The sequence below is a fragment of the Mucilaginibacter sp. BGA-UO-ETr-C110 genome, assembly GCF_059567985.1.
On record NZ_JCAQPB010000001.1, the window covers coordinates 286,149 to 307,706 of the forward strand.

Sequence of the window (21,558 nt, forward strand, 5' to 3'; positions counted from 1 at the left end):
TATTAAGTTATTATTAAATCTGAAAATATTGTATTGGACTATCTGTTTATCAGCGTGGATGCTGCTGATAAAATCTTTCGCTCAACGAACCCGGTTTAGCATCTTTATTTTCGCAAAGAAATCTTCAAATAGTAAACGTGTATCCAAAGAAACATATACACGTATTTTTCTTCCATCCGGATTGTCTTCATAAGTGCCCTCATTGTTAATACGTGGAGCCTTTCTTGTTACATAAATGCTGGAAGAAGGATCCGGTTCGTAGGGTGATTGCAGGGCTGATAATAACACGAGAGGGCTATCGCCAAGTATATAAGTTTCGCCAAGGTTGCCTCCACTTTTTTGAACTCTGCGCATCAGATCTTCAAGCGCGGTAACCAGTAAGCGACCGGTTTCGCCGTAGGGCTTAATCTTTTCGATTAGCTCTGAATAAGCGATAAGTGGTAGTCTGTAGGTGTTTCTTGGTACCTGCCAAATGCTGACGGTCGAGTGATTAAATAGGACTTTTGCTGCCGCTATATCAATATTTAAGTTATACTCAATACCTGAAGCATGGGGCGGGGCAGGTGCTAGATCGGGATATTCCGGCCCGCCAATCCATATAAGGGTGAACTTTCCAGCAATTTCCGGTGCTTTTAGAACCGCTGATGCCACTTCTGTCAGACCAGCTCCGCATAGTATGTAAAGGGGTTCTTTAGTATCCGTCCTGAGTGTTTCCCGGATAATAAAATCAATTGCTTCGCTTTGCCTGGGAGTACTATCGTTCAGCATGGCGGTGTTCGAACCAGTAAAAACCGGTATCCGATTGTGCAGATGCAATGTACTTAACAGTGCTTTTGCCTTTGCAGCAGCATGTTCAGCTTGTATAGCCGAGCTGTCAAACCAATCGTTCGGTTTTAAGTGTGACCCGATAATACCCCTTATTTCAACAGAACGGCATAGTGCAAGATGTGCCAGCTGAAATAAGCCATCCGGGTCGCCGCTAAAATCGTTATCAATGATTACACGGGCTCTGGAAGTAATTAATGGAAGGTTCTGTACCTGACCGTAACTAAAGAAACAAAACCCGAAATATTGAAAGAAGAGAAGAACGTATTTTTTCATGAGGGTATAAACAAAGTTGTTAAAATATATCAAATAGTATATTATCGGTTCAAGGTTTTTTGTTTAAAAGCGAAAATTCCTGAGTATTGTGTTAAACAAAGTATGATCGAAAGCCACATGTAGTGAAGCGTTACGTAACGAACTATTCAAAACTAAGAAAACCAAAGCATGTGGAAATTTCAAATTGTAAAAAACTTCTCAATAACATTATTAGCGGCCCCTTTCGAATCCGTTATCTTCTTTCATCAGTAATTTGTATTTACTAGCAATAAATTTCAAAACCATCATTTCAGTTCCCGTTATAACATATTCAGTGCCCCATTCTGTCAACTCGGTCAGTTAAAATAAAATAGACCTTTAAACTGGTACATTTTTGCATCAAAAGTTTGCAAGATGTACCAGAATTTCATAAAAAAATACTATAAATCAATGCTCTTCATAGGGGTTGCGACCCTGATGCTGGTAGGTGTCATGGCCAAGCTAAGCAGCAATCAGGAGGCTGTTCAAAATGAAATCAAACAGGAGCTCAAAACAGTCGATTATGCTGCCCGGGCAACTTTAGTTAAAGAAATGAGTTTCTCAGACGCCTATACGTACAGAGGAACTGTGGAAGCAGGAAAAACCATTTCGTTAACAGCAGAAACAGATGGTAAAGTTGTTTATTCCGCTATTGAAAAAGGGAGTAGGGTGGCTAAAGGATCAACCTTGGTTAAGGTAGACAGGTCAACACGTTTTTCATCCTATCAGATCAGCGAGAATACCTATAACAAAGCCATAAGTGATTATGCCAAACTGAAGGAACTTCAGGAATCAGGTAATGCCTCCGGAGCGGAAGTGGAAAACGCCAGGCTACAGATGCAGAATGCCGCTTCTCAACTAAATATCAGCAAAAAGCAGGTTGGGCAAACCTTGATACTGGCTCCGGAAAGCGGGACAGTTATAGAAAAAAAAATAAACCAGGGTGAATACGTTGCGCCAGGCACAGCGTTGGGTTCCATAGCCTGCCTGAATGAGGTATTGGTTAATGTATTTGTACAGGAAAATGAAGTTGCCCGGCTTAAAATAGGGGTTATGGTAACGGTGCGAGCGGATGCTTATCCCGGAATAATCTTTACCGGCAAGGTGTCCGCCATCATACCCGTTGCATCGGCGGCCAAAACATTCCCGGTCGAAATCAGGATTATTAACGACAAACCGCAAAAGTTGTTAGCCGGGATGAATGTATCTGTTGTTTTTGATGAAGGCAAACGAACAAAGGTATTAGTGATACCCCGTACCGCCTTAAGCAGTGATAAAAAGCAGGTTGCTGTCTACCTGATCCACCAATCCCACCATCCGGTGCTTGCGCCTATTGTACTGGGAAAAGAATATGATACTTACCTGGGCGTATCCCACGGGCTAAAAGTAGGAGATACCGTAATGACATCGGGTTTGCTTAATGTAGGGCCCGGAAAAAAATTACAATGGCTTTCTGTTCAGCAATAAAAGGCTCCATCTTTTTCTAATCACTCAAATTTAATTTTATGAGCATCACCGGACTGGCTATTAAAAGGCCGATCTTATTCATCGTATTCTTTCTGATCCTGGGCGGCCTAAGTATCATCAGCTACCAGAACTTAAAATATGAATTGTTGCCTAACCTGGCCACACCAACTATTACTGTGATCACAGCATATCCGGGTGCTTCGCCCGAGGATGTGGAAAATAGTGTCACCAAAAAAATTGAAGATGCTGTTTCAGGTGTAAGTAAAAGCAAAAAAGTAAATTCTTTATCAGCAGATAACCTTTCTGTCGTTTCCATTGAATTTATGGCCGATGCGAGCCCCGACCAGGCTATGCAGGAAGTGCAGCGTACTGTAAATAGTACCTTATCAGATTTTCCAGAGGGTGTCAAAGCGCCTGTATTAGAGAAATTCAATGTGAACGACCTGCCGGTGTTAAAACTGGCCGTAACCGCGTCCATTTCATCAACCGAATTATATGATTTGGTAAATAACCGGCTAAAGCCCCGTTTGGCCCAGGTAAAGGGTGTAGGTAAAGTAAAGATACTTGGAGGCACTCCAAAAGAGATCAAAGTACTGGCTAAACAGGACAAACTGATCAGCAACGGATTATCCATAACCGATCTTTATGAAACGATCAGGAAAGCAAATACCGATTATCCCGTGGGAACGATCAAGGATAAGGACGCGCAGTTTGGTGTTAAACTGGGCGGTAAACTGACAGATACTAACCAGGTAAAAGACTTAAAGATCCGGAATTATCCCGACGGCAGTAACCTGAGCGTGAAGGATGTGGCTATGGTACAGATCAGCCATAAGGACGAAGAGGTCAGTAGCCGCCTTAACGGCCAGTCGTCTATAGCGCTGTTTATCAACAAACAATCCGGGGCCAATGCGGCGGAGGTCACTAAAGTTGTACGGGAAGAACTGCAAAAGATCGAACAGGAATACGCCGGTAAAAAGATCAGGTTCAATGTGGCCCAGGACAGCTCCGAGTTTACGCTGGAAGCAGCGCACCAGGTATATGATGACCTGGGTATAGCCATTCTGCTGGTAGCATTGGTCATGTTGGTGTTTTTACACAGTATCCGCAACTCGCTGATCATTATGGTTTCCATACCGGCCTCATTGTTCAGTGCCTTTATCATGATGTATGCATTGGATTATTCGCTCAACCTGATGACTTTGTTGGCCATGAGCTTGGTGATAGGTGTACTGGTAGATGACTCCATAGTGGTGCTGGAGAACATTTACCATCACCTGGAAAAGGGCAAAGATAAGCGGGATGCCGCGTTGGACGGTCGTAACGAAATTGGCTTTGCGGCATTATCTATTACGCTGGTGGATGTCGTGGTATTCTTGCCTATGGCGCTGGTGCCCGGACTGGTGGGTAGTCTGATCAAGGAGTTTTCACTGGTCATTGTGGTTTCTACCTTGTCGAGCCTGGTGGTTTCTTTTACATTGACACCCATGATTGCATCCAGATTTGCCAAGCTGGAACATTTAAGTACAAAAACGATCTTCGGCAGAGCAGGTCTTTGGTTTGAAGCAAGAATACATGATCTTACAGATGGATATGGCAGGTTGCTAACCTGGGGGCTTAGCCACAAAATCGTTATCGGTCTGATAGCAATCGCCATTCTCGGTGGTTCTTTAACGCTCCTAACCTCCAATACGGTTGGAACAGAGTTTCTTCCGGCAGCAGACAAAGGAGAACTATCCTTGTTCGTTGACCTGCAGCCCGGCACTAAACTGGCCGAAACTGATTCAACAGTCCGCGTCATTGAAAATAAATTAAAAACTATTCCGGAGATTAACAAGGTGTTTTCCAATACCGGCTACCAGAATGATGGTTTTAATGAAAAATATAGTTCGAACCTGGCAACGATCAACGTGTCGCTGATACCATCAACCGAACGGAAGAAAAGCTTGTCGCAACTATCCAGAGATTTAAAGGCTCTTTCTATGGAAGTCACGGGTGTCAAAAGCCGGGTTTCGCCTATCGGCCTATTCGGTGCCAACGAAGCGCCGGTACAATTACTGATAACAGGAATCAACCGGGACAGCGTAAATACAGCTGCATCTATTATCCTTGACCGCATTCGTAGTGTCAACGGATTGGTTAGTCCAAGATTATCTTCCGAATCGGGTAAACCTGAAATGAAGCTCGTAGCAGATCGTGACCAGATGGCCAAACTGGGTCTAAACACCGAGGTGGTAGGCGACGCGATGCGGATGGCCGTTTATGGCAATGACCAGCTTAAATTCCGAGATCAGGATAAAGAAACGGATACCCGGATACAGTTGGATGTCAGCGATCGCAATAAAACAGACCAGCTGATGAAGCTTACGTTCATCAATGCGGATAACCAGTTAGTATATTTAAGCCAGTTTGCCAAAGTTGTTCCACAATCCGGTCCTTCAGGTCTTGAGCGAAGGAATAAGCAACCCAGTATCACTTTGCTGGCACAGGTTTCCGGCAGACCGGTAGGCGACGTGGGTGAAGACCTTAAACAGGAAATAGCAAAACTTAGTTTGAGTAAAGATGTCAAAGTTCTATATGAAGGTGATCTGGAGCTACAGGATGATTCTTTTACTAACCTGGGCCTTGCCTTGTTGGTATCCTTTGCCCTGATCTACCTGATCATGGTAACCCTTTATAATAACTGGCTGTTCCCTTTTGTGATCCTTTTTTCCATACCGCTGGCTATTTCAGGTGCCTTACTGGCGTTGGCCCTTACCGCCAGGTCTATGAACGTATTTTCCATTTTCGGTTTGATCATGATGATGGGGCTGGTGGTTAAAAACGGAATCTTGCTGGTAGATAAAACCAACGATCTTTTAAAAGACGATACTGGCCTTGATCAGGTCAACGAATCTCTGATAGAAGCAGGTAAAGCGAGGTTCCGGCCGATATTGATGACTACACTGGCTATGGTGATCGGTATGTTACCGCTGGCATTGGCCAATGGCGCTTCGTCTGCATTCAGCAGTGGCCTCGCCTGGGTATTGATCGGCGGACTCAGTAGCAGTATGTTTCTTACGCTGGTAGTTGTACCGGTGGTGTACAATACAATGATGAGGCTAAAAACGAGCCTGAGCAATTTGTGGCAAAGGCTGTCTGTAAAAAAAGTAACAGTTATACCTGTAATGATAGGCTTGTTGCTGGGAATTAATGGTATTGGTGCCGTCCATGCACAGGAGAACGTCCCGCTTTCTTTAAAACAGGCCGTCTCCATCGGTTTGAGTGCCAATCAGCAGATTAAACTGGCAGAGATTGATGCGCAGAAGGCCAAATATGGTTTAAAAGAGGCACAGTCTTATCAGTATCCACAGGTTGGCATCACGGTAGAATACGTTCGGAATCTAAAACCGGCGGTTTTCTTTCTCCCTACATTCGGTATCAACGCCGCTTCGCAGATCACTTATGATGACAAAAATCTGCAACCGATAAATGCCTCTGCCAAAAACGCCTATAACGGAAATATAAACGTTAGTATGCCGCTTTTTAATGAGGAGATTGCCGGAAATGTAAAGACGGCCCATCTAAATGAAGGATTGAATAATGCCAATGTGGAGTTGAGCCGTTGGGAACTGGCAGATGAGATCCGGAAAGCCTATTTCAATATTTTAATCGCCCGGCAGAACCAGTTGCTGACCAATGCAGCTCTGAACCGGTCGCAACGTAATTTAAAGGACAGTCGCCAGTTATTTGGTAAGGGCTATGCCAATAAAAGTGACACCCTGAATGCCTGGAGTAATGTAGAACTGATGAAGATTAACTGTGGTAAAGCAGGAACAGCTGTAAAACAGTCCGGTAATTACCTGAAATCTCTTTTAAATCTGTCGCTGGACAAAGAGCTGGAACTCACCGATACTATCGGGATAGCGTTATTAGGCGAACAGCGGAGTGTCCTGAATGATAGTGTGCAACTCGACCATGGTAAACGCCCGGATCTGAAGGTCAATGACTGGAAAAAGCAAATTGCCCGACAGCAGGTTGAAAATGAGCAGTCAAAATATTTGCCATCACTGGCCTTTGTAAGCCAGTATTCTTTGCAGGCGCAGTCAGATAATTTCAATTTCAGCCGCTACAATGTACCCAACAGTTTTTACGTAGGCATACAGCTCACTATTCCCATCTTCACCGGTTTTCGTGCCGATGCCCGGGTCAAACAAAGCAAGCTTGCTTTGGAACAGGTGAGCACCGAACGTAGTTTAATGGAGAATCAGGCGAATCTGCAAGTTCGTAATAACCGCCTGACCATCATAGAAAACACCGAAAAAATAAAAGGGCAGCAAAATATCCGGTTTGCGAGGGAACAGGCATTGGCCTTTATCCAGGCCAGATGGCAAAAAGGCTTTGCCAAATATAGCGATGTGGCTGATGCTGAACTGCAGTTAGTACAGGCGGACAACGACTATACCCAAAGTGTTTTCGAATACCTCACCGCGGTTGCCGGATATTACAAAGCAACAGGCAACATTCTATAGATCTTTTATAACAGTTTGAATGCTTACAAATCGCCGATAATACTACGGCATCAATTAATCCCCTTATGAAAATTAAATTTTGTTTTACGCTGATGTTTATCGGCGCATTAGCATCCACCGCCCGTGCACAAAGCAACGATGACCCTACTGCACGGAAATTGTACCTGGATTTTGGCGGCTCAGTCGGCCTTTTTATCCCCTATGATCAGGTAAAAGGTCAAAAAACGCTGACCGGCTCCAATGCCATGACGACTCTTCAGCTCAACTATTATCAAAATTATTTTGCCAAACTGCAATTCGGCCAAACCACGGTTAATTTCAAGTCGCAAAGCAAGTTTGAAGCTGTAAACTCACTGATTGATGCCAAAGCCAACAGCACAAACCTGGGTTTGGCCTTCGGTTATCAACATAGTTTTGGCCGCTGGCAGCCATTTATTCTGGCTGGCGCTGGCGCATCTTTTATCGATGTACCGGCTACATCATTCGTTAACACATCCAATACGGTTAATTATACTACCTTCTCGGGTACTTACCTGTATATCAATGCCGGCGGAGGGATCAACTACAAAGTATCCAAATCATTTATATTTTTCCTGGAGGGGCAAGGATCAACGATACCCCAACTTCCCAATAAATCAAGTACCCATCTGAGCGGGATTAGTGCCATGATCGGTATCAAAGCACCTTTATAAATAAACATTTAAATCTTTATAACCATGTACAAACAAATTTTAATGACCACAATTTTTTCAGTGTTTTTCGGTTTCATTTCCCGTGCCCAACAGGCGGCTATTATTGGCAAGTGGAAAACCCCGGATAAAGATATTATTGAATTTTATTCCGAAGGGGCCGTGTTTACAGCAAGGCAGATCAGCGCTGAAACAGAAAAGGACAAAGGCAATAATAATAAGATCATTGCGAAAGAGCTGAAATCAACGACTGAAAAGGTTTTCGAAGGTATCGTGATCGACCCGAAAGACAGCAAAACTTATCATGGTCGTTTTACGATCAATGATTCAGGTACCCAATTGAATCTGAAAGTAAAGTGGGGTTTCCTGAGCTTTGATGAAACCTGGACAAGGGTAAATTGATTATTTCACATAGTTCTGTCTATTTTAGCATATGCATAAACACAGCTATCGGTTATACAGGATATATGGTTATCCCGGTTTCGGATTGGTTTTATACCTGATCATGGTGTTGATTAATCCTCCTGACCGTATTTTTAACAGCTGGCGGTATTATGCGTTCGGTGATTTTATCCTGGAATTTCTATTTGCTGTAGCCTATGCAACCGCACTCTTTGAGACAGGTATCCAGCTGACCGCCTGGCTTAATAAATGGTACGCCTGGGATGGGCGCATCAAAAGCAGGTTTGGTATTCAGTTTTCATTACACGTCATTATTGTTTACCTGGTGCTTAGTTTGTTTTTTAGGATTAAGTTTCCTCACTATTTCGGTTATGATGAGCTGATGTTCAGGCAAACTGTTATTGTCGGTGTGATTTTTTCTTTACTGATCACCGCCGTTTTTGCTGCAGAATATTTCTTTTACCGCTGGAATGATGCCAAATTGAAATCACTGGAAATGGAGCAGCTTACTACTCAAGCACAGCTCGATGCATTGAAATTACAGCTTGACCCGCACTTTCTTTTTAATAACCTGAGCATCGTAACCGCGTTAATAGAAGATCAGCCATCTACGGCTGTTTCCTATGTTGCCAAGTTGTCGTCCATTTACCGGTATATGCTAACGAACAGGATGCGGAATGTGATACCTTTAACCGAGGAACTGGAATTTATAAAAGCTTATTTGTTTTTATATCAGATCCGGTATGGGAACGGTATTAATGTCCGGATTGATGAAGTCGGTCGAGCCGCCCTTTCCGGCTTGCCCCCTTTGACGCTGCAATTGCTGATAGAAAATGCCATCAAACATAATGTGTTCAGTACGGAATCACCGCTGAATATTCACATTTACTTTCCTGATGGTAAATCACTGGTGGTGGAGAACAATAAAATGTCAAAATCTATACCCGAACATAGTACACAAATGGGACTTAAGAATATAAGTGAAAGATACCGTTTACTGAACAGCCCGGCACCTGCCATCGCGGATGATGGCCACTTTTTCAGGGTAGAGATATCATTGATCAATTTGAATAATTAAAAATAAATTCCCATGCCCAATGTTTTAATCATCGAAGACGAGCTCCCTAACATACAAAGGCTCGAAAAAATGCTTCATACTTTAGACAGGAATATTACCATAACAGCGATCCTTCAAACAGTCCAGGCTAGTATCCAATGGCTGAAATCAAATGAACAACCAGATATTATTTTTATGGATATCAGGCTTACTGATGGCTTGAGTTTCGAGATCTTTAACCAGGTCATCATCACGGCCCCTGTTATCTTCATCACGGCTTATGACGAATACGCGTTAAAAGCTTTTGAAGTCAACGGTGTAGATTATCTGCTGAAACCACTGGAGCCCGATAAACTGGAAAAAAGTATGGCTAAAGCAAAGTCAATTTCAGGATTAGGAAGTAATGAAAGTATGTTGAGCCTGATCAGAAGTATGCAGGCAAAACAACCGATCTGCCGTTCCCGGTTTTTAGTTGCCTATCGGGACAAGTATATACTGGTGATGGCAGATGAGATAGCTTATTTTACTTCGGAAAATAAGGCGACATTCCTGGTTACCCATCAGTCACAACGGTATATGATAGACCAGACGCTGGAGTTATTGGAAAAGGAAATGGACCCGGAAACCTTTTTCCGGATCAGCCGTCAGTTTATTGTTTCACTGAAATCCATTCATAAGATCCATCAATCCTTTAACGGGCAGCTAAAAATTGAGCTGTCGCCTGCTTTGGATGAAGGCATCCTCATGAGCAGAGAAAAGTCAGGTCAGTTGAAAAAATGGTTAGACCAATCCGGTTTGTAAATAAAGGGGGATTTTATCCATTTTTCTGAGTCGAGTTCTGGTCTATAGCTGATCCTGATCATGCCATCTTCCACCCGAAAGGTATTTCCGAAATTTTCGCCGACCAGGTGGTGATTGATCTTGACAAACCAATCGGTAATGTCTGTGCCGTTAAACAGCTTCTTCCAACCTTGTAGGCATTGGTCAGTCAGCTTTTTTGCAGAGATACTGCCCAATAGGAGGCAGCAGGAAAACATAAAAAGATAGGATGTTTTTTTCATAAGTGATAAAGTGTTGTGCCTTGGTTTCTATAATCAAAAATAGTATAATTCAGTCCGGAGATTTAGTTAGGTGTTTTTACCCGGAAATGGTATTTACCAGATGACAGGGCATATATCAATTGCCTATTTTCTGATCTGGAAAATTGGACTCCCACAGATTTTGATACAGGCCTGTTATGCTCAAAGATCTGTTTGGGATTCGACGCCGGAAGGTAGAGTAGGGCATGGGTATTTTCCGGGACAACTACATCCAGTTCTAAATGACCGGCAATCCTCCTCCACGCTATGTTGATATCTCCGCTTATAGAAGCAAAACTGCCTTTAACCCAGGCTAAATCACTCAGGAAGTCAGGTTTGATGAGAAACTTACGGAAACCGGGGCCGTCTTCTGCTGGACTGATCCCTACCAGGTTGTTGAATAACCATTCATTGATCTGGCCGGACATAAAATGATTTTGTGAACCAAAATTACCCACGCCTGCATCCCATTTTTCGGTAAGACTGGTAGCCCCCATCTTAACCTGATAACCGTATCCGGGCCTGTCGTCCTGATTGTTCATGGCATAAACAATATCTGAGCGACCGTTATCCGCCAGTGCCATAAGCAGGAAACGGTAAGCGACCTCTCCCGTTGTAAAACTATTCTGATGAGCATGAATATCATCAATTAGCTTATTTAACAGGAGGCCCCGATTTTTTTTGTCAACAAAATTGAAGAAAAGAGCCATGGCGCTGGTAGCTTGCGAACCGGTTGAATAGGTACCCGTTTCAGGCTTGTAAAACTCTTTATTAAAAGCCATGCGGATCTGTTCTGATGCATTTTTATACATTTGGGCATCTGCAGTTTTATGCAGTTTTTTAGCGATCTGATACATGATCCAGTTATCGTAGTAATATATGGCCGTCCCTGTATAGGATACGGGCGTCAACTGCGAACCCCAGGGCTCTTTCGGGCCGATATCATACCAGTCACCCAAACCCGTATGTATGATGTTACCAGCAGATTCGTTGGATAAAAACTCAACATATCTCTTCATCCGGTCATAATAACGCTCCAAAAGGGAAACATCTCCTGAAAATAGGTATTGCTGCCAGGGTACGATAATAAAGGAGCTCCCCCATTCCGGTGAGTTTCTCATGGCGTTGCTTAAATCGGACGAACCGGCTATAAAATATTCCGGAGCAATATTAGGAACAAATCCATTAGCTAACTGTGCATCCGCCATATCGTTCATGGTTTTTCTGAATAGCAGGGCCATATCGAAATTATATCTTAATGACGGGCCATTGAGATGGTTTTGTTCCAACCAGCCCATTTTTTCACGCTGCGGGCAATCGGTCATCAGGCTCATCATATTGCTGCGCTGTGCCCAGCGTACCAGGCTGTAAATTTTATTGAACAATGGATTAGAGCATTCAAAACTACCAGTTGGTGCCGAAGATGAATGAACAATTACATCATTTAGCTGACCAATTTTTGGCAAATTCTCGCCCTGTTTCGCTGTATATAACTCCACCTGCAGGTAACGGGCCCCCTGGTAAAAATATTTAGGAAAATATTGCTCATTTCCGGTTCCGGACAGGGTATATTCCCACCAGGCTGGCCTAACACCATCCTGCGTCGCAGAACGCCTGTCAACCAGTCCATTTGCACCCAACAGCTCAGATGGTATCATACGTACCCGTGATCCTTTTGGGCCGCTAACCCGGAGCGCCGGCATCATGGAGGCATTCTGGCCAAAATCGTAGATCCAGACATGGTCGTTAATATGAGTTATTTTAACAGGCGCAATAGTGTCAATAGCTTTTACAGGAGGGGCAGCTGCTGAAAGGCCTTTAAAAATACCGCCAGGGCCCGAAATTTCCAAAGCAGGTACCCAGTGTTTACCCGCAATAAAACCCGCTTTATTCCATCCGGTAGGTTCAAGATTGGCATTAAAGTCTTCACCACCGTATAAATTGGAATAAGTTATAGGGCCGGGCGATGCTTTCCAGCTTTTATCCGTTACCACCGTTTGCTCTGAGCCATCGGCATATTCCAACTTTAGCTGTGCAATGGCTTTGACGGGGCCAAACGTTGTCAGGAATTTGACATACCTTGTGGTATCGGGTTGTATATTGTAAACGCTGTTACCTAACATGATGCCAATGGCATTTGCCCCACTTTTTAATTGGCGGGTAACATCGTAGGTATCATACAAAACTGTTTTGCGATAATCAGTCCATCCAGGTGTGAGCAGGTAATCACCAACTTTACAGCCGTTAATGGTCAACTCGTATTGAGAAAGACCACTGATATGAATAATTGCACGGATAAGCGCGGGTTTCACCCCGAAGTCTTTCCGCAAAAGCATGGAGGAATAATTCGGAAAATCTTGATAATCGCTTACCCGGTCTGTAAGGTTTATTTTGGAAAATCCATTACTATCGTCGCTGTCTGAGGCATCAACGGGTTTACCGGCAGCTATGTTTTTGCCATCTGAAATTACTTCGATCTGTCGCAGCGCAAAGGAATAACCGACCGCTTTCCGGGCAAGCCGGATTGCGGTAATGCGTACATATCTGCCAGCAGCTCCATTTGCCGGCAGGTGAACTGCTGAAAAGCGGGGATTCTTAAAATCCTCCTTGGTAAAATCAGCTATAATGGCTGCTGTTTGAAAAGAGGGATCATTAGAAGCCGATACCTTATATCTTACCGGGAAGGCATAACCTGCCTGATCTGCATAAAACATGGGATACAATGTTATTTCAGCAAAGGATGAAGACTTACCCAGATCAACCTGAACCCATTTGGTTGCATCTGCTGATTGGGTATCGACGGATTTAAAACCTACCGGGCTCAATGCATATTTTTCTGCTCCTGGGGCACTGATCCAGCTGGCTTTCCAATCCTTTTTATTCAGGATACCCATAGTCCAGTTAGCCGTTTGGCTCCAGGGAGACTGATGACCGGCCTGATCCCAGATCCTTACCCGCCACCAGTATTTTTGCCCGGATATTAGGCTTTTTCCCTGGTATACGATGTAAGCCATTTGATCACTCATTACTTTTTTTGAATCCCACAGATCTCCGCCGTTTTTAAAATCCGGCGTGCTGGATACCCATATTTGATAGGCGGTTTGCGCGACATTTCTGGCACCAGGACTTTTGGCATGCAAAACATAACTCAAACCGGGATGCAGTATATCGATCCCGGCCGGGTTTGTCAAGAGTTCGCATCTGGGGTTTTCAGGCGTAACCAGGGTAGGAGGCGACGCATTCAGCCGGCCGTTAAAAAATAACAAAAGACAAAAAGCAATCAGAAACTTATTCATTTCATCGGTCACAGGATTTCTAATAATTCTTATAAAGCATAACCTTAGTCTGTTTGTCATGGAAACACTTTCCCTGACATTTTTATTCCAAGTGGACAATTTATGCAGCTTGCGGAACTTTCGTGTATAATGGTTTATTAATCTTAATTCAATGCGGTTGAAACCACCCTTTGTTATCTGATACGACATCAGAGGGGTAAATCAAATACCTTTAGTGTTATTATTGTTATAATAACACTAATTTAAATCTCAAATATACAAATAGGGAACAGGAAATGAAAACAAAAATAATGGCTTAATAAATAGCACAGAAAGCTAAAATATAACTTAATTGGCTGTTTTTTGATTAATTGAGACGACTTGATTATTTGACTTCATTCTTTTTAGAGGGTTTTATTTCCTGAAAATGTCTAGTCCTGAATATTTTATTTAATTGTTATTTTGACAATAAAAATTTATACATTAGCTTTCAACAGATAGCTCAATCTATTTTATTTTAACCAGTTAAGACCACTTCATGGAAATTTTGAACGATGCTCAAATTATTGAGCAGCTAAAAACGGGGAATTGGGAGGCCTTCGAAGTACTATTTAAAAAATATTACAAACTGCTTAATGTATCGGCTTTTTATATTTTGCGTGATGAAATGGAGGCCGAAGACATTGTTCAGGCTTTTTTTGTTGATTTTTGGGAAAGGCAACTGTATAAGAATATTAATTCATCGTTAAAAGCTTATTTATGTATAGCCATTAGGAACCGTTGCCTGAAAAAAGTTGAAAAGGAGTCTGTTGCACAAAAAAAATTAGTGGAGTATCAGTATACACTTTCCGAAATTGAGGAAGAGGAAGAAGTGTTTGTACCGCAAGTTTATCCCGATAAAATATTGGCAGACCTATCGGTACAACGGATGCAGGCCATTACGCTGGTTCATTATCAAAATAAAAAATATAAAGATGCCGCCATTGAAATGGGGATCAGCATCAACTCGCTGAAAACACATTTAAAGCTGGGGATAAAAACTTTGAGAAAAGGGTTAAAAAACGGTAAATAGTTCACCCTTTTATACATAATCAGGTCTAACAAGTAATGACTTACAATAAAGCGTATATTCAAGGATTAATAATCGAGCAGGCTGCGGGCACCATAAGCGAGAACGATAATAATTTGCTTGAACAGGCTATAAAAGATGATCCGGAGGTGGAGGCCATGTGGCGGGAGATGCAGCAGGTACTAAACTCAGATAAAGCCCAAACATTTTTTGATAATCTTGATGAAGATAAGGCCTGGGGTAAAATTGATCTCCAGATGGCAAATATGAGGTCTATTAAGTTCAGGCGGACAGGTTTTATCAAATGGCTCTCGGTAGCTGCATTATTTTGTGCGGTTATCACTGTTGGGTATTACTGGCAATCAGAACCAGTTCATAACGTAGTTGTCACAAAAAAATCGAAAAGGAATCCGGTCGTAGAGCTGCAGGTGGCTAATGGCCAGCGAATTGATCTTTCTGACACTTCTAAACATGTGATCAATATCCCGTCTGCACATTTAAAAAAAAGCGCCAATGGCTTAAGCTATCAGCTCAGCAATCATCAAACGCAGGAGTGGAGCACGCTGGTAATTCCGCCTAAATTAAACTATCAGATCGTTTTATCTGACGGTACCCAGGTTTGGTTAAATTCAGCATCAAAGCTACGCTTTCCCTTTGCATTTACCGGGGGAACAAGGGAGGTTTACTTAGAGGGAGAGGCCTTTTTCAAGGTAGCAAAAAATGCCACACATCCTTTTGTTGTTCATACGGGCCAAACAGATGTGAAAGTACTGGGCACCCAGTTTAATGTAAATACCTATAAAACCAACATAACCACAATCTCACTGGTGGAGGGCTCTGTAAGTGCCAGTGACAAGCATAATCAAAAATTATTCTTACATCCAAACGATCAGGCTGTTTATGCACCGGGTACAGGTTTTTTAAGCCGGCCGTTTGATGCGGATATAGAACTGGCATGGATGCATGATATTTATTATTTCCATGACACCAAACTACACGATATAAGCGGGGTGCTGTTGCGCTGGTTTGATGTAAGGGTCGTTTTTGACGATCCTGTAAAAGCCGATGAAGCATTTAGCGGTGCTATCCTGAAAAACCAGCCCGTCGAGGTTTTTATTCAAAACATACAGGCATCCGCCGGAGTAAAGACCGTTTTTAAAGATGGGGTTTTACGTATCAAATAGAACGGCCGGTATATAAAACGACAATTTCAATAGATCGGTTTTCAGGTGCTTGCCGGTATCGTTGCCGGGCTTTGGCCGTGCCTCCGTTGTTTGATAAAAATATAAAAAGGCATTCTTTTTTATTTCCATTCACCCGTTTTTTCAAGAACAGGTCTTAGTAGAAACCAAATTATCAACCCAATAAATATGGAGAAAATTTTATTCTGCCGGCGGATAATACTGTCCGTTCTGTTTCTATTATTGGTAACCCGGTATGCTGCCGTATATGGGCAAAGCACGGGACCAATAACACTCAAAAAGGCTAATATCACCTTAGCTGAGGTATTTAAATCAATCAAAAAACAAACGGGCCTAACCGTTTTTTACAGCAACAATCTTTTAAACGACAAGGAACTGGTTTCAGTAGATTTTAAAAATGCGGAGCTAAAGGATGTTTTTAGCGTACTGCTAAAAGGTAAAAATCTGAGTTATGTGCTCCGGGACCAGCTTATTGTGATTGAAAAAAACGAACCCGCGGCAATACCCGTTACGCCGCAAAAAGAACCCACACATGCGGTGGTTCCCCAAAAAGCACAGGGTACTGTTACCGATGATAAAGGGCTTACACTACCTGGGGTTAGTGTTAAAGTTAAAGGAACCAGCATCGGAACGCAATCGGATGCCGATGGAAAGTACACCCTTAATTTAAAAGGGAGCAATATAACAACCGTCGTTTTCTCCTTTGTAGGCTCAAAAAGTCAGGAGTTTGAACTTACCAATTATCCCTTGTCGGCCAGCGGAACTTATAAAATAGACGTGCAAATGGGGGCCGATAAAAATGCGCTTGAGGAAGTTGCCGTTGTGGCTTACGGTACCCAGAAAAAGGTAAGCCTGGTAAGCTCCATTACTACCGTAAACCCTAAGCAGCTTAAGGGCCCATCCAGTAACCTGACCACCATGCTTGCTGGTGTGGTACCGGGAATGATATCGTACCAGCGAAGCGGTGAGCCTGGAGCCGATAACGCGCAGTTTTTTATAAGGGGGGTAGGCACATTTGGTGCGGGTAAAGTTGATCCGCTGATACTGATAGATGGTATTGAATCGGCCACTACAGATCTTGCGCGCTTACAGCCCGATGATATAGCCGGTTTTTCGGTACTCAAAGATGCTACGGCCTCATCATTATATGGTGCAAGAGGGGCAAACGGCGTAATCCTGGTGACCACTAAACGAGGTGATATAGGTGCGGTTAAATTCAATGTGCGTGGGGAAAATTCAACATCATCCAATATCAAAAACATTGATCTGGCTGATAATATTACTTATATGAACCTTGCCAATGAGGCCGTGTTAACCCGCAACCCGCTGGGCGCCTTGCCCTATTCGCAAAATAAAATTGACCATACCGCTCATGGCGACGATCCGCTTTTATACCCAAGCAATAATTGGATCAAGCAGCTTATTAAAACTAAAACAAGCAACCAAAGGTTCAACATGAATGCCAATGGCGGGTCAGAAAAAGCCAAGTACTACTTAGCCATGACTTATAATATTGACAACGGCAACCTGGCAGAAAATAGCCTGAACAATTTCAGCAATAACATTAAGCTTCAATCTTATTCCCTTTTATCAAACACAACTTTAAACCTTACCAAAACCACCGAAGTTGTAGTGAGTTTAAAAGGTCAGTTTGATAGTTATCATGGGCCTATCGGGGGCGGAGGCTACACTTTTTTAAACGCTTTGTGGAGTAATCCGGTAGCGTTCCCGGCAATTTATCCCGGCAGTTTATTACCGTATGTAAATCACCCGCTTTTTGGTAATGCTATTATCCCTGGCGGTGGCCTATATATGAACCCATATGCCAAATCCTTATCTGGTTTCCAAAGTTCGAATACCAGTACACTAACAGCACAATTAAACTTAAACCAAAAGTTTGATTTTATTACCGAAGGTTTATCTGCGAGGGTAATGGGATATACAACCCGTTATTCATACTTCACAGTTTCGCGTCAATATAGCCCTTATTATTATCAATCCAATGTATTTAACGGTGAATTTAATGGTTTAACATTACTTAACAATGGATTGGTAGGTAGTAGCATAGGTGACACGCCAACCGAGTATTTAACTTATAATCAAGATCCGGCGTTAAATCTCTCTAACTCTATAACCTATATTGAAACGGCGGTAAACTACAACCGCACATTTGCTCAAAAACACGCTGTCAGCGGATTGTTGATCGGTACCATGCGCAATTATCTTACCGGTAATGCCAAAACATTACAGTTATCACTACCATCGCGCAACCAGGGTGTATCGGGTAGGTTTACTTATGGTTATGATAACCGTTACCTGTTTGAATTTAATTTTGGCTATAACGGTTCCGAACGTTTTGCAAGTAATCACCGTTTCGGATTTTTCCCTTCTGTAGGTGCCGGCTGGGTGGTATCAAACGAGAAGTTTTTTGAGCCACTGCTGTCAACTATAGATAATCTTAAATTTAGGTTCACCTATGGTTTGGTGGGTAATGACCAGATAGGAAAGCCGGAAGACCGCTTCTTCTACCTGTCTGATGTTGATTTAAATAAGGGCTACAACGGTCAGTTTGGTACCAATTATGCATATGGCAGGCCCGGCGTGGTTACCAATCGTTATGAAAACCAAAACATCACCTGGGAGCAATCACGACAAACCAACATTGGGATGGATCTGACCCTGATGAAGAATTTTAACTTAACAGTTGATGCCTATCAGCAATACCGCGATAATATACTGATGGTGAGGAGCACCATTCCTTCGTCTATGGGTTTGCAGGCCGACATATCCTCAAACGCGGGCAAGTCATCCAGTAAAGGAATTGACATAGCGATGGATTACAAGAAAAGCTTCACCAACTCTTTCTGGATCCAATCGCGCGGTACGCTTACCTATGCTAAAAGTAAGCTGTTGAAAAACGAAGAGCCGGTTTATCCTGCTAACCTGCAATACCTGAGTAAAGTGGGTAACTCCCTAAGCCAGATTTACGGCCTTGTTGCAGAACGGTTATTTATTGATGATAAAGACGTAGCCAACTCGCCATTACAAAGCTTTGGCGATTATAAAGCCGGAGATATTAAATACCGCGATATGAACGGCGACGGAAAAATAACCAGCTCAGATGTGGTGCCGATAGGTTACCCTCAGGTGCCCGAAATTATATACGGCTTTGGTTTTTCTGTTGGATATAAAAACTTTGATATCAGTGCATTTTTTCAGGGATCGGCACGGTCTTCTTTTGTGATCAATTCGGCAGATATTTCTCCTTTTTATTTAGTGAGCGGCTTGCAGACTAACGGTCTCAACACGGGCAATCAAAGCGGCCTGCTCAGTACAATAGCTAATGACCATTGGTCAGAAGATAACCGTAATCCTTACGCGTTTTGGCCACGTTTAAGCACTAACATACAGGCAAATAATAGTCAGACACAAACATCACCAACATCCACATGGTGGTTGCGGAATGGTTCATTCCTGCGCCTGAAATCAGCAGAGATCGGATACAATTTCACCAAGAACCAACTTAAAAGTATCCATTTGAATAGCGCTCGTATTTATGTAAATGGCTTAAACCTGTTAACCCTGAGCAGCTTTAAGCTGTGGGATCCGGAAATGGGAACATCGGGATTGGGGTATCCAATTCAAAAGGTGTTCAACATAGGCTTAAGGGTAGAATTTTAAAAGCTTTTAAATCAGTTATATGAAAAAAGAACTTATACAAAAAATTAGATACGCCATATTAAACTACGCTGTAAAGGGCAAAATTGCCATTTTGCTGGTAGTGCTACTAATGGTTTTGCCTATATCATCGTGCAAAAAATCATTCCTGGATGTGGTTCCGGATAATGTGTCCACCATAGCTAATGCTTTCGTGTCACAAACCGAGGCAGAGAAATATTTATTTACCTGCTATTCCTATTTACCAACAGAAACCGATCCCACTTATAATGTGGGCTTAACAGCAAGCGACGAGGTTTGGGTAGAAGACCCGGCAAAACACATCAGGCCAACAAATGTGTTACAGCTCCCAAGAGGGTTTCAAAACTCGTCAGACCCGATAGCTAATTTCATGAACGGCACCAGGGATGCATCGGCCAACTATAAGGCCATACGCGATTGCAATGTTTTTCTGGAAAACGTAAGCGACCTGACTAAAGTACGCGATCTGAATATTGACACCCGTGAGCGTTGGATAGCTGAGGTGCAATTTTTAAAAGCTTATTATCATTTTATCCTGTTCAGGGCGTATGGTCCTATACCTATCATTGATAAAAATTTACCTATTGATGCGCCTATAGACCAGATCAGAGTTAAACGCCGCCCGGTTGATGAGGTGGTTAATTACATAGCAGGTTTATATGACCTGGCCGCATCAAAGCTACCACTGACAGTTACCAATGAAAGCAGCGAATTGGGGCGCATTACCAAGCCAATTGCCTTGAGTATGAAGGCAAAATTACTGGTAACTGCTGCAAGCCCGTTATTTAATGGCAACCCGGATTATAACGCTTTTAAAAATAAGGATGGTGAGCAGTTATTTAACTCCACCTATAGCGCCGAAAAATGGCAACGCGCAGCTACAGCCTGTAAAGAGGCTATAGATTTATGCCAGCAACAAAACATACAACTATATACTTTCCCCGCGCCAACTGTACCACTTGATCAAACAACCATGACGCAAATGAGCATCAGAAACGCGATGAGCGAAAAATGGAATAATGAGTTGATCTGGGGATTAACGGCCAATAATAACATCAACACTAATTCATTTTTCCAGTCGATGTGTGCTGGACAGTATGATTTTGATCATGTCGATGCCGCAAGATCAGCAAACCGCCCTTTGCTTGGCCCTACCATAAAAATGGCCAAAATGTTTTATACTAAAAATGGGGTACCTATTAATGAGGATAAGACGCTTGATTTTAGCAATATATCGGAATTAAGGATTGGTACACATGACGAACGTTTTAACATCAAAGAAGGTGAAACCACAGCCCGGCTTAATTTTGACAGGGAGCCACGTTATTACGCCGACCTGGGATTTGACCGCGGTATATGGTATATGGCTAACAGCCCAACAAAAAACGACGAAAATACCTGGTGGATGAAAGCCCGGGGGGCCGAAGTAGGTCAATCGTCGCCAATACCTATTGCCGGTTTTTATATGAAAAAAGCGCTTAACTGGCATTACGAATGGGCAACTGTAACGTATACCAATTACCCTTGGCCGGCAATGCGCCTTTCCGATTTATACCTGCTATATTCTGAAGCATTGAATGAGGTACAGGGACCTGTAGGCGATGTATATACCTACATCAACCTGGTAAGGGCAAGAGCCGGTTTGCCTACTGTGCAGGAATCATGGTCAAAATACAGCATCAACCCAACTAAATATACCACCAAAGATGGTATGCGGTCAATTATTCAGCGCGAACGCGGTGTGGAACTTTGCTTTGAAGGGCATCGCTTCTGGGACCTATTACGCTGGAAAACAGCCGGGCAGGAGCTCAACGGAAACGTAACAGGATGGTCGATCAGTGAAAATTCACCAGAATTGTATTACCGTGAAAGATCTATTTTTTTGAGACATTTTGTAATCCCGCGCGATTATTTATGGCCAATACAGGAAAGCGACCTGTTGGTTAATCAAAACCTGGTACAAAATCCTAACTGGTAAATGTATAGCAA

13 protein-coding genes are annotated in these 21,558 nt (G+C 42.8%); 10 read left to right on the plus strand and 3 right to left on the minus strand.

Annotated features, from left to right (window positions below; all coding sequences use genetic code 11):
• Window positions 1–81: 81 nt before the first annotated feature.
• Window positions 82–1,101, minus strand: coding sequence for a nucleoside hydrolase (locus AC57BQ_RS01300; RefSeq protein ID WP_496404554.1), 1,020 nt, complete (start codon window positions 1,099–1,101; stop codon window positions 82–84).
• A gap of 429 nt (window positions 1,102–1,530) precedes the next feature.
• On the opposite strand from AC57BQ_RS01300, the gene AC57BQ_RS01305 reads away from it, so the two are divergent.
• The 6 genes from AC57BQ_RS01305 to AC57BQ_RS01330 all read left to right on the plus strand — a co-directional run bounded on the left by AC57BQ_RS01305 (window position 1,531) and on the right by AC57BQ_RS01330 (window position 10,046).
• Window positions 1,531–2,586 (plus strand): efflux RND transporter periplasmic adaptor subunit, encoded by a 1,056-nt coding sequence (locus AC57BQ_RS01305; RefSeq protein WP_496404555.1) that lies wholly within the window; start codon window positions 1,531–1,533, stop codon window positions 2,584–2,586.
• Between the two features lie 38 nt (window positions 2,587–2,624).
• Complete coding sequence (locus AC57BQ_RS01310) at window positions 2,625–7,097, plus strand: efflux RND transporter permease subunit (protein WP_496404556.1); 4,473 nt, start codon at window positions 2,625–2,627, stop codon at window positions 7,095–7,097.
• A 65-nt stretch (window positions 7,098–7,162) separates the two neighbouring features.
• Window positions 7,163–7,789, plus strand: a complete 627-nt coding sequence (locus tag AC57BQ_RS01315; protein WP_496404557.1) for a hypothetical protein — start codon at window positions 7,163–7,165, stop codon at window positions 7,787–7,789.
• A 42-nt stretch (window positions 7,790–7,831) separates the two neighbouring features.
• On the plus strand, window positions 7,832–8,188 hold the full coding sequence (locus AC57BQ_RS01320; protein WP_496404558.1) for a DUF2147 domain-containing protein: 357 nt from the start codon (window positions 7,832–7,834) through the stop codon (window positions 8,186–8,188).
• A gap of 31 nt (window positions 8,189–8,219) precedes the next feature.
• Window positions 8,220–9,266, plus strand: coding sequence for a sensor histidine kinase (locus AC57BQ_RS01325; protein WP_496404559.1), 1,047 nt, complete (start codon window positions 8,220–8,222; stop codon window positions 9,264–9,266).
• 12 nt (window positions 9,267–9,278) lie between these two features.
• Window positions 9,279–10,046: a LytR/AlgR family response regulator transcription factor gene (locus AC57BQ_RS01330; protein ID WP_496404560.1), complete on the plus strand. Its 768-nt coding sequence runs from the start codon at window positions 9,279–9,281 to the stop codon at window positions 10,044–10,046.
• On the opposite strand, the gene AC57BQ_RS01335 is transcribed toward AC57BQ_RS01330, so the two are convergent.
• Window positions 10,010–10,306, minus strand: a complete 297-nt coding sequence (locus tag AC57BQ_RS01335) for a hypothetical protein (RefSeq protein ID WP_496404561.1) — start codon at window positions 10,304–10,306, stop codon at window positions 10,010–10,012. The genes AC57BQ_RS01330 and AC57BQ_RS01335 overlap by 37 nt on opposite strands.
• A 62-nt stretch (window positions 10,307–10,368) precedes the next feature.
• Window positions 10,369–13,620: a family 78 glycoside hydrolase catalytic domain gene (locus AC57BQ_RS01340; protein ID WP_496404562.1), complete on the minus strand. Its 3,252-nt coding sequence runs from the start codon at window positions 13,618–13,620 to the stop codon at window positions 10,369–10,371.
• A 517-nt stretch (window positions 13,621–14,137) separates the two neighbouring features.
• On the opposite strand from AC57BQ_RS01340, the gene AC57BQ_RS01345 reads away from it, so the two are divergent.
• From AC57BQ_RS01345 to AC57BQ_RS01360, 4 genes are all read left to right on the plus strand, one after another.
• Window positions 14,138–14,671 (plus strand): sigma-70 family RNA polymerase sigma factor, encoded by a 534-nt coding sequence (locus AC57BQ_RS01345; protein WP_496404563.1) that lies wholly within the window; start codon window positions 14,138–14,140, stop codon window positions 14,669–14,671.
• A 35-nt stretch (window positions 14,672–14,706) separates the two neighbouring features.
• Window positions 14,707–15,852 (plus strand): FecR domain-containing protein, encoded by a 1,146-nt coding sequence (locus AC57BQ_RS01350; RefSeq protein WP_496404564.1) that lies wholly within the window; start codon window positions 14,707–14,709, stop codon window positions 15,850–15,852.
• A gap of 186 nt (window positions 15,853–16,038) precedes the next feature.
• Window positions 16,039–19,551 (plus strand): TonB-dependent receptor, encoded by a 3,513-nt coding sequence (locus AC57BQ_RS01355; RefSeq protein ID WP_496404565.1) that lies wholly within the window; start codon window positions 16,039–16,041, stop codon window positions 19,549–19,551.
• Window positions 19,552–19,570: 19 nt separating this feature from the next.
• Window positions 19,571–21,547, plus strand: coding sequence for a RagB/SusD family nutrient uptake outer membrane protein (locus tag AC57BQ_RS01360; RefSeq protein WP_496404566.1), 1,977 nt, complete (start codon window positions 19,571–19,573; stop codon window positions 21,545–21,547).
• The last annotated feature ends 11 nt before the right edge of the window (window positions 21,548–21,558 follow it).